The sequence below is a fragment of the Hydrogenophaga sedimenti genome, from assembly GCF_051857515.1.
Taxonomy (GTDB): domain Bacteria; phylum Pseudomonadota; class Gammaproteobacteria; order Burkholderiales; family Burkholderiaceae_C; genus Hydrogenophaga.
Genome location: NZ_JBPZHA010000003.1, coordinates 71,527 through 81,958, shown reverse-complemented (window position 1 = coordinate 81,958; position 10,432 = coordinate 71,527). Strand labels below are relative to the sequence as shown.

9 protein-coding genes and 1 tRNA gene are annotated in these 10,432 nt (G+C 70.8%); 7 read left to right on the top strand and 3 right to left on the bottom strand.

The annotated features are described in order from the left end of the window. Positions 1–72 precede the first annotated feature (72 nt). The 6 genes from ACS5NL_RS05520 (at position 73) to ACS5NL_RS05495 (ending at position 5,550) form a co-directional block, all read left to right on the top strand. Entirely contained in the window at positions 73–705 is a 633-nt protein-coding gene (locus ACS5NL_RS05520) for a cyclic nucleotide-binding domain-containing protein (RefSeq protein WP_439352646.1), read from the top strand. Positions 706–720: 15 nt separating this feature from the next. Then, positions 721–2,118, top strand: coding sequence for a PepSY-associated TM helix domain-containing protein (locus tag ACS5NL_RS05515; protein WP_439352645.1), 1,398 nt, complete (start codon positions 721–723; stop codon positions 2,116–2,118). Between the two features lie 20 nt (positions 2,119–2,138). Next, on the top strand, positions 2,139–2,627 hold the full coding sequence (locus ACS5NL_RS05510; protein ID WP_439352644.1) for a copper chaperone PCu(A)C: 489 nt from the start codon (positions 2,139–2,141) through the stop codon (positions 2,625–2,627). Positions 2,628–2,708: 81 nt separating this feature from the next. Continuing rightward, positions 2,709–3,317, top strand: a complete 609-nt coding sequence (locus ACS5NL_RS05505; protein WP_439352643.1) for a cyclic nucleotide-binding domain-containing protein — start codon at positions 2,709–2,711, stop codon at positions 3,315–3,317. 119 nt (positions 3,318–3,436) lie between these two features. Further along, a complete protein-coding gene (locus ACS5NL_RS05500) occupies positions 3,437–4,405 on the top strand; it encodes an NHL repeat-containing protein (protein ID WP_439352642.1) in 969 nt (322 codons plus the stop codon). A 182-nt stretch (positions 4,406–4,587) separates the two neighbouring features. Next, entirely contained in the window at positions 4,588–5,550 is a 963-nt protein-coding gene (locus ACS5NL_RS05495) for a cytochrome c3 family protein (RefSeq protein ID WP_439352641.1), read from the top strand. A gap of 24 nt (positions 5,551–5,574) precedes the next feature. Here ACS5NL_RS05495 and ACS5NL_RS05490 read toward each other — a convergent pair whose 3' ends face one another. Next, on the bottom strand, positions 5,575–6,693 hold the full coding sequence (locus ACS5NL_RS05490; RefSeq protein ID WP_439352640.1) for an ABC transporter ATP-binding protein: 1,119 nt from the start codon (positions 6,691–6,693) through the stop codon (positions 5,575–5,577). Between the two features lie 34 nt (positions 6,694–6,727). Between ACS5NL_RS05490 and ACS5NL_RS05485 the strand changes: the two genes are divergently transcribed. Next, positions 6,728–8,338, top strand: a complete 1,611-nt coding sequence (locus tag ACS5NL_RS05485) for an ABC transporter permease (RefSeq protein WP_439352639.1) — start codon at positions 6,728–6,730, stop codon at positions 8,336–8,338. Between the two features lie 28 nt (positions 8,339–8,366). On the opposite strand, the gene ACS5NL_RS05480 is transcribed toward ACS5NL_RS05485, so the two are convergent. Both ACS5NL_RS05480 and ACS5NL_RS05475 read right to left on the bottom strand, forming a co-directional pair. After that, positions 8,367–8,441, bottom strand: a tRNA-Arg gene (locus ACS5NL_RS05480). A gap of 55 nt (positions 8,442–8,496) precedes the next feature. Then, on the bottom strand, positions 8,497–10,428 hold the full coding sequence (locus ACS5NL_RS05475) for a YhgE/Pip domain-containing protein (RefSeq protein WP_439352638.1): 1,932 nt from the start codon (positions 10,426–10,428) through the stop codon (positions 8,497–8,499). Positions 10,429–10,432: the final 4 nt, after the last annotated feature.

Here is a 10,432-nt window from a genome sequence, read left to right as displayed (position 1 = left end):
CGGGCTGTGACCCGCTGCACCAGGACGCCGCGGCGGTGTGCCGCGGTCCCCCCGTCAGTTTCAGGAGTTTCCATGTCGAACCCATTCCCGATGCCGGTGCGCGCACGCGCCGGCCAGGACCATTTTTTCAGGGCCGGTGACCGCGGCCCGCTGTGGCGCGTGGTCGAAGGCACCGCGCGGCTGGACCGCGAAAACGGAGAGGCCCGCCTGCCGGTGCTGCTGGCCCTGCCCGGCGACCTGCTGGGGGTCGAGGCGCTGTGCGACCAGCCCTACCAGTTCACCGCCAGTGCCTTCACCGATGGCCGGCTGGAACCCGTGCCGGTGACCAGCGAGCGCGAGCGCCAGGCCCTGTTGCAGCAGGCGCTGTGCCAGCAGCAGCTGCGCTGCCACGACATGGCCACCCTGCGCACCGGCAGCGTGCTGCAGCGCCTGGCCTGCCTGCTGCGGCTGATGGGTCTGCCCTGGCAGGGGGCCCAGACGGTGGACGACCGGCAGGCCGATGCGCTGCGCGCCGCGCTGCCGGCGCTCAAGGAGCTGGCCCAGATGGTGGACGCCAAGCCCGAGACCGTCTGCCGCGCGCTGGCGCAGCTGCTGCCGCCGCGCAGCCGCAAGAGCGGCCCGGCGCGCCTGAATCCGGTGTCGCTGGCCGCGTGGCTGGCACCGTCGTCTCCGGCCGGACCGATGGTCCAACCGGCCTTCCGCTGACGGCAGGAGATGCACATGCCTTCCGACACCACCGCCACACGCAGCCCGACACTGGGCCCGTTCCACCTGCTGGCCTGGCGCTGGCACTTCTACGCCGGGCTGTACGTCGTGCCCTTCCTGCTGATGCTGGCCATCACCGGTCTGGTCATGGTGTTCTTCACCGGCTTCCAGAGCCGGCTGGGCATGGACATCGACGTCGTGCCGCAGGCGCAGACCACGACTGTCGGCGTGCAGGCGCAGGCCGTGCTCGCCCAACGACCGGGTGCACAGCTCAAGGAGTACGTGTCGCCCAGGAGTGCCACGCTGCCGGCCTGGTTCTCCGTCACGGTGGACGGGCGCACCGAGTCGCTGGCGGTCAACCCCTACACCGCCGAGGTGCTGCGTTCGGTGGACAAGGAGAACACGGTGTTCGCCTGGGCCGAGAAGATCCACGGCACGCTGCTGATCGGCGATGCCGGTGACCGGCTGATCGAGATCGCGGCCGGGCTGGGCATCGTGCTCATCGTCACCGGCGTCTACATGGCCTGGCCCCGCGTCGGCGGTGGCTGGCGCGAGGTGCTGCTGCCCGACCTGTCGGCCCGGGGGCGCCAGTGGTGGAAGTCGCTGCACGTGAGCGTGGCGTTCTGGATGGGCCTGGTGCTGGGCTTCTTCCTGCTGACCGGTCTGGCCTGGACGGGCATCTGGGGCGGAAAGTTCGTGCAGCCCTGGGGCAGCTTCCCCGCGAGCAAGTGGGACGACGTGCCCAGGTCGGCGCTGACCCACGGTGCGCTGTCGGCGCCCGGTCTCAAGGAGGTGCCCTGGGGCCTGGAGCAGGTGCCCATGCCGGCCTCGGGCTCGGCCGCCGGCCGGCCCGGCATCGCGGGCGGCCAGCCGGTCAATCTGGACACGGTGAATGCCCATGCCCGCAGCGCCGGTTTCTCGGGCCAGTACCGCATCGCCGTGCCGCAGGACGAGCAGGGTGTCTACACCGTCAGCGCCGACAGCATGGGCGGCGACCTCACCAACCCGGCGGGTGACCGCTACCTGCACCTGGACCGCTACACCGGCCGCGTGCTGGCCGAGGTGTCGTTCGCCGACTATTCGCCCATGGCCCAGTTCATGGCGGTCGGCATCGCGCTGCACCAGGGCGACTTGGGTCTGTGGAGCGCCTGGCTCAACGTGGTGTTCTGCCTGGCGGTGGTGTTCGTGTGCGTCAGCGGCGTGGTCATGTGGTGGAAGCGCCGCCCGGTCAGGGCCGGCCGCCTCGTGGCGCCCATGGCGCCCGCCGACGCCGCGCTGTGGAAGAGCGGCGCGGTCGTGATGCTGCTGGTGGCCGTGGCCTTCCCGCTGTCCGGCGCGGTGCTGGTGGGGGTGCTGCTGCTCGACGCGCTGTTGCTGACCCGCCTGCCGGCGCTCAAGCGGCGGCTGAGCTGATCCACCAACCGGAGCGACCGATGAATCCCCGACGTTTCCTGTTGCTGGTGTGTACGGCCTTCTGGGCGGGCGCCGCCGCGGCGCACGATTTCAAGGCTGGCGATCTGCGCATCGATCATCCGTATGCGACACCGTCGCGGCCGGGAATGACCACGGGCGCGGTGTATTTCCGCGGCATCCGCAACACCGGCGATGTCGCCGACCGCCTGCTGTCGGCGAGCACGCCGGTGGCCGGCCGGGTCGAGATCCACCGCATGCAGATGCAGGGCGACGTGATGCAGATGCGCGCCGCGTCTGCGGTGGATCTGCCGGCCGGCGCGACCGTGGGGATGAAGCACGGCACGCCCGACGGATACCACCTGATGCTGCAGGAGCTGAAGGGGCCGCTCAAGGACGGTGACCACTTTCTGGTGAAGCTGCGTTTCGAGAAAGCCGGCACCCACGAACTCGAGGTGTGGGTGCAGTCCCCGCGCAACCTGGCCGCGGCGGACAGTGCCCATCACCACTGAGGACCCCGCCGCGGCGGCCACATGGCCCGTGAATTGCTTGGACCGGACACTTTCCCGGACAGCGATTCCACGGAGGCAAGCATGTCGGCGATGTCATTGGCGGTGCTGAACCGCTCCAGCGCAGAGGCGGTTTTTCACGCGGGTGAGCAGGGCCCGCTCTGGCGCGTGTCGCGGGGGCTGGTCCGGCTGGACCGGCACCACGGCACGGCCACGCAGGCGGTGCAGCTGGCCCTGCCCGGCGACCTGATCGGCGTGGAGGCGCTGTGCGGCCAGCCCTACCGGCTCAGCGCGGTGGCGTTCACGCCGAGCCGGCTCGAGCGCGTGTCACTCGACGGGCACCGCGATGCGCGCGAGCCGCTGCTGCAACAGGCCCTGCTGCAGCACCAGACGCGTTGCCAGGACATGGCGGCCCTGCGCACGGGCACGGTGCCGCAGCGCATTGCCCATCTGCTGCGCCTGCTGGGGTTCGACCGTCAGCCGCCGCAGGGCGACTGCGACGATTGCGCGCGCTTCATCCGCCAGTCGTTGCCGACCTTGCGCGAGGTGGCGCAGATGGTCGATGCCCAAACCGAGACCGTGTGCCGCGCGATGGCCCAGTTGCTGCCACCGCGCCGGGCGCGGGCCGACGGCGCGGCACTGGTGGACCGCTGCTGGCGCAACAACGCGGTGCGGATCGAGGCACTGGTCTGAGCGCGCCCGACGGCGCCTTGTCGTGCCCGGCGCCCACACCGATGCTGTCCCGGCGCTGCTTCCACACCGCCTTGCTGGGCCTTGCCGTGGCCGGGTGCCAGTCCCCGCCCGCCGCACCGTTGAAAGCAGCCGGTCCGGTCGTGTGGCCGGCGCCACCCGACCCGCCGCGCTTCATGCACGAGGCCACGCTGCGCAACGCCGCCAGCGTGGCCGACGGCTCGGGCGGTGCGCTGATGCAGCGCCTGCTGACCGGTGACGACGCCTCGCGCAACACCTTCTCCAAACCGATGGGCGTGGCGGCGCACCAGGGGCGCATCTTCGTCACCGACACCGAGGGGCGGCGCGTGTTCGTGTTCGATGTGCCGCGCCGCAAGACCTTCCAGTTCGGCTTCCGCCGCGAGGGTGCATTGAAGATGCCCGCGGGCATCGCGGTCGACGCGCAGGGCACGGTCTACGTGGTCGACAGCTCGGCGCGCCGCCTGGTGGTGTACGACGCGCTGGGCCTGTACCTGCGGCACATCGACGGCGACGACTGGGCGCACCCGACCGCCGTGGCGGTCAGCCCCGACGGCAGCCGCATCTGCGTGGTCGACACCGGCCGCGTCGACACCGACAGCCACCGGGTCTATGTCCACGCCGCCGATGGCCGGCGCCTGCAGGTGATCGGCCGCCGCGGCGAGGCGGCCGGTGAATTCAACCTGCCGACCGATGCGGCCATGGCGCCCGACGGCACGCTGTGGGTGCTCGATGCCGGCAACTTCCGGGTGCAGGCCTTCGACCGCGGCGGCGCGCCGCTGCGGCAGTTCGGCTCGGTGGGCAGCGGCCTAGGACAGTTCGCGCGGCCGCGCGGCCTGGCGGTGGACGCGCAGGGCAGGGTCTACGTGAGCGACGCCAGCTTCTGCAATGTGCAGGTGTTCCAGCCCGGCGGCGAGTTGCTGCTGGCGATCGGCGGGCGTGGCGAGCAGGACGCACCGGGGCGCTATCTGCTGCCGTCCAAGCTGGCCTGCGACGAGCACGGGTTCCTCTACGTGGTGGACCAGTTTTTCCACAAGATCGAGGTGATCCGGCGGCTGGGCGAACCGGCCTGAAAAGCTCCCGCTTCCGGGAACCGCTCCCCAATTCCGGGAAGCCTTGTCCGGTCCGCGAAGGCGCCTGTTGGCGGGTTCTCGCTCACGCCGTGACCGTTCGTCGGCCATGCCGAAAAAGGGCATGTCTTTTGCAGACTCCGGTCATCGCGCCCGCGACACGACGGACGCAGGAGGAGGCGCACATGCTGCAACAAGGGATGTTTTCGGTCGATGGTCGAGGCCGGTGGTGGCACCGGATTGCGGTGCTGGCGTTCGGGCTGCTGGGCGCGTTGCTGCCGCTGCTGGCGCAGGCCGATGTCGACCGGCCCACGCGCTTCACCAATATCGGCAGCGTGGGCAACACGCGCCACAACCTGACCCAGCGCCAGGTCTCCGGCGGCGGCCCGGTGGGCACGACCATGGACTCCTTCCGCAACGACTACGCCGAGGTCTGCGTCTACTGCCACACGCCCCACGGCGCCAACAGCACCTTGCCGGCGGCGCCGCTGTGGAACCGCACGGTCAAGGCCACCACCTACCAGACCTACGACCTGCTCAACACCGCCAGCCTGTCGCAGCCGGTGTCGCAGCCCGGCGCGAATTCGCTGACCTGTCTCACCTGCCACGACGGGCAGACGGCGGTCGACTCGATCATCAACATGCCCGGCTCGGGTCGCTACCGCAAGGAGCAGGAGTTCTCGGAGAACACCGCGTTCCTCGACCAGTGGACCAACCCCTCGGGCCTGAACCCCAATGGCGACCACGCGCGGCTGTCGCAGACCGGCTGTCTGGCCTGCCATTCGTCGACCGCCGGGCCCTCGGGCCGCAACGCGACCGACTTCGTGGCCTTCGCGATCGGCACCGACCTGCGCAACGACCACCCGGTGGGTGTGCGCTATCCGCTCGATGCCGGGCCGGGCTCGGACTTCAAGGACCCGCCGCGCAAGGAAACCCGCCTGGCCTTCTTCGACAGCAACGGCAACAACCGCGCCGATGCTTCCGACATCCGGCTCTACAACACCGGAGAGGGCTACGAGGTCGAGTGTGCGTCGTGCCACGACCCGCATGGCGTGCCCTCGGCCGGCCCGGGCTCGGTGTTCAATCCGACGTTCCTGCGGGTGAGCAATGTGGGCAGCGGCGTCTGCCTGACCTGCCACACGAAGTGACCGGGATCTGACGCGGCGCGGCGCTCAGGCGGCGGGCGGGCGCACCGCGACGCCGGGTGCCGGCGGCGTGGACGCCGCCGCGCCGCGCGCGAACGTGACCACGTGGTCGACCTCGGCGCGGATGCCAATCCACTCGCCGACCGCGTGGTTGTGGTGCGAGGGCACGTGCGTCATCAGGGTCTCGCCGCTGGCCAGCCGCAGCGTGTAGAGGAACTCCGAACCGCGGAAGGCCTTGCGCACGATCTGCGCCTTCACCGGCGCATGGTCGTCGTGCACGATGTCGTCGGCGCGCAGCAGCACGTCGCACAGCCCGGCCTCGTAGGCCGAGGGCAGGGGGCACTCTTCGATGTCGAGCAGTGCACCCAGCGGCGTCTGCACCACCACTTCGCCACCGTGCTGCTGGATCTGCGCCGGGGCGAACACGCCGTGGCCGATGAACTCGGCGACGAAGCGCGTGGCCGGCCGGTGGTAGAGCGCGTAGGCGTCGTCCCACTGGTGCAGCTGGCCCTGGTGCATCACGCCGATCACGTCGCCGATGGCGAAGGCTTCGAGCTGGTCGTGCGTGACGAAGAGGGCGGTCGCGCCGGCCGCCTTGAGGATGCCGCGCACCTCGTGCGCCAGCCGCTCGCGCAGGTCGACGTCGAGGTTGGAAAAGGGTTCGTCGAGCAGCAGCAGGCGCGGGCGGGGCGCCAGCGCGCGGGCCAGCGCGACGCGCTGCTGCTGGCCGCCGGAGAGTTCGTGCGGAAAGCGTGCCTGCATGCCGTCCAGTCCCACCAGGGCGAGCACCTCGGCCACGCGCTGCTCGCGTTCGCCGCGCGGCAGTTGCGCGATGCCGAAGGCCACGTTGCGTCCGACGTCGAGGTGGGGAAACAGCGCGTAGTCCTGGAACACCATGCCGATGCGCCGTTGCTCGGCCGGCAGGTGGTGGCCTGCGTCGCTCACTGTTTCGCGCTCCAGCGTGATGCTGCCGCCGTGGGCACGTTCCAGGCCGGCGACCGCGCGCAGCAGGGTGGTCTTGCCGCAGCCCGAAGGCCCGATCAGCACGCCGATGTCGCCCGCGCGCAGGCCCAGCGACACGCCGTTGACCGCGTCGTGCGGCTGGCCGGGATAACGGACGCGCAGCTGGGAAACCTGGAGGAACATGGACGTCAATTGTAGATGACTACAATTCTCATTTGTGTTGACTCGCTGGTGGACCACCCTACTGCTGCTTTTGCTCGCGCTGGCATTGACCCTGCCCGTGCTGGCGCTGCTCGCCTCGTGGGCGCAGTTCGACGCGGCGGCGCGCGAGGTGCTGGCCGAGATGGGGCGCAGCGTGTTGCCCGACTACGCGCTGACCTCGCTGGTGCTGTGCGTGAGCGTGGCGCTGGGGGTGGCGGTGGTCGGCATGGCCTCGGCCAGCGCGGTGACGCTGTTCGATTTTCCCGGCCGGCGCTTTTTTGAGTGGGCGCTGCTGCTGCCGCTGGCGATGCCGGCCTATGTGGTGGCCTACGCCTACACCGACTTCCTGCAGTTCAGCGGCCCGCTGCAGACCGCGCTGCGTGAGGGCTTCGGCCTGCGCGGGCGTGTCTTCCCCGAGATCCGCAACACCGCGGGCGCGGTCTGGGTCTTCACCTTCTCGCTCTACCCCTATGTCTACCTGCTGGCGCGCACGGCGCTGACCGAGCGCGCGGCGCAACTGATGGAGGCCGCGCGGCTGCTGGGGGCGCCGCTGTCGCGCCGCATCCGCGAGGTGGCGCTGCCGCTGGCGCGGCCGGCGGTCGCGGCCGGGGTGGCGCTGGCGCTGATGGAGACGCTGGCCGACTACGGGGTGTCGAGCTATTTCGGCATCCAGACCTTCACCGCCGGCATCTACAAGGCCTGGCTGGCGATGGACATGCCGCTGGCCGCGGCGCAACTGGCGACCATGTTGCTGGCGCTGGTGGCGCTGCTGCTGTGGCTGGAGCGGCGGGCGCAGACGCGCATGCGCTTTGCCTCGCTGCGCGGGCAGCGGGCCGGCAGCGCCGACGCGCAACCGGTGCGCTTGCGGGGTGGGCGGGCACTGGTCGCCGGGCTGGCCTGCGGCCTGCCGATCCTGTTCGGTTTCGTGTTGCCGGTGCTGTTCATGCTGCGCCCCTTGCTGGGCGGCTGGGACGGATTGCCCTGGGCCTCGTTTGTCCAGTGGGCGGGCAACAGCGTGCGGCTGTCGGCGATCAGCGCGGTGGCGGCGACGCTGCTGGCGCTGGCCCTGGCCTTCGCATTGCGCACGCGGGGCGACGGGTTCACCCGCGCGGTGGTGCAGCTGGCCAGCCTGGGCTATGCGGTGCCGGGGGCGGTGATCGTGGTCGGCCTGCTGCTGCCGGTCGGCTGGCTGCAGAAGGTGGCCCCGGACAGTGGCGTCGGCTACTGGGTCACGGCCACCGTGCTGGGCATCGTCTGGGCCTACCTCGTGCGGTTCACGGCGGTGGCGCTGCAGTCGGTGCAGAGCGGTTACGCGCGCGTGCCGGCGAGCCTGGACGACTCGGCGCGCATGCTGGGCAGCACCGGCCTGGCGCTGGCCCGGCGCGTGCATTGGCCGCTGCTGCGCCGCTCGACCGCGGCCGCGGCCCTGCTGGTGTTCGTCGACGTGATGAAGGAGCTGCCGGCCACGCTGGTGCTGCGCCCCTTCAACAGCGACACCCTCGCCGTGGTGGCCTACCAGCTGGCGCGCGACGAGCGCCTGGGCGAGGCCGCACTGCCGGCGTTGACCCTGGTGCTGGTTGGCCTGGTGCCGGTGATGATGCTCTCGCGCACCCTGCGGGCGCGCTGACACTGCGGCGCCATCCCGGTCTCGCGGGTGGTACCACCAACAGGAATCGAACCTGTATCTAGCGCTTAGGAGGCGCTCGTTCTATCCATTGAACTATGGCGGCGGATGGAGCGCGCCGATTGTAAGTCGGCGCGTGCGACCGGCCTGCTGGCCGGGCCTCAGATGTCCAGCGCAGGGCGGTGGGCCGCCTCATCCACGAAGCGCCAGCGGCCGACGACGCTGGCAACCACGAAGGCCCCCAGGCCGAACAGCATCACGACGCCCACCGACTGCAGCCACTGGCTGTCGAAGGCGCCGAACATGCTGGCCCGCACGCCGCGCACCACCCAGGTGAACGGCAGCCAGGGGTTGATCGACCGGAAGAACTCGCTGCTCAGCTCGATCGGGACCACGCCACCGGCCGACGACAGCTGCAGGATCAGCAGGATCAGCGCCACCGCCTTGCCCGCGTCACCGAACGCGCGCACCAGCGCCATGATGATGAGCAGGAAGGTCAGCGCCGCGGTGACCAGGGTCAGCGCCAGCCCCGGCAGGTTCAGGATGTGCATCTGCAGCAGGAAGGCCGCCATCATCACCACGACCAGCGCCTGCACCGTCACGATGCCACCGAGCAGCACCAGCTTGCCCGGCAGCCGCGCTACGGGCGACAGGGTGGCCGCCGCGCCCGGCAGCATGCGCAGGTGGAAGATGAAGGTCGTCATCACCGCGCCGAGCCAGACCGCGACCGGCAGGAAGTTGGGCGCGAACCCGCTGCCGTTGTTGGCCACCGGTGCGTCGATCTGGATTTCGGGCTGCACCGACACCGCCAGCCCCTTGGCCGTGCCGCCGAGGGTGTCGATGTGGGCCGGCAGGCTGGCGCTGAGCAGGTCCAGTCCGCCCGCCAGCTGGCGCGAACCGTCGGCCAGTTGCGTGATGCCGTGGCTGAGATCCTGCGAGCCCTTGTGGGCGGCGTGGCCGCCGTCGGCCAGGGCGTCGAGCTTCGCGTCGGGTGGCAGGGCGCTGGCCATGGTGCCGATGCCGGCGGACAGCGCACCCATGCCATCGGTCAGGGCTGTCACGCCCTTGTCGAGCGCCTGTGCGCCGTCCTGCAACTTCGCCTGGCCCTGGCGCGCGCTGCGCAGGCCCTGGGTCAGCTGATCGGCGCCGCCGGCCAGCTGTTGCGCGCCGGCCGAGACCTTGCCGCCCACCAGCGGAATCGACTGCGTTTCTTCCTTCATGTGCAGCGCGCCTTCGGACAGCTTCTGCGAGCCGGCCTCCAGCTGCGCCAGTCCGGTAGACAGTTCGGCGTGGCCGGCCGACAGCTGCGAGGCACCCGACTTGAGCGCTTGCAGATCCTGCGGCGCGGGCTTGCGCGCGTCCATGGTGCGGATGCCCGCACCCAGCTGCTTCATGCCGCCGGTGACCTGGCCGATGCCGGCGTCCAGCGTGCCCTGGCCGGTGGCGAGCTGCCTGGCGCCGCGGTCGGCCTGCTGCAACCCGTCGCGCAGCACGTGGGCGCCGTCCTGCAGCTTGCCCACGCCATCGCGCAGCCGCGACATGCTGTCGGCCGCGCCGGCCGAAGCGCCGAGCACCAGCGCCCAGCGCTTCTCGTTCAGCGTCTCGTTGACCTGGTGGCCCAGCTCGCCGGCGAAGCGGCGGGCGAACCCGGCGCCGGTGTAGTTGTTGCCCTCGGACGCATAGACCACCAGCTTGCCGCCGCCGGCCTGCTCGCCGGGCACGGCATGGGCGCTGAAGTCGGCCGGGATGATGAGCGCGAACAGGCTGCGGCCGGCCCGCACATCGCGCCGGGCCGATTCTTCGTCGGCGGTCTCGGTGAAGCCGAACATGCGGCGCGCCTGCAGGGTCTTGACCAGTTCATCGCCCAGGTCGACATGCTGGCCCTTGTAGTCGATGCCCTGGTCCAGGTTCACGATCAGCGCGGGCAGCGCCGCGGTGCGGCTGGACGGGTCCCAGACCGCGCTGAGGTAGATCAGCGCGTACAGGGCCGGAATGAGCACGATGCCCAGCACCGACAGGCGCAGCTTCGGGAAACGGCGGAACAGTCCCGCCTCCATGGCCGCAATCGACCACACATCGCGGAACAGCCGCATCGGT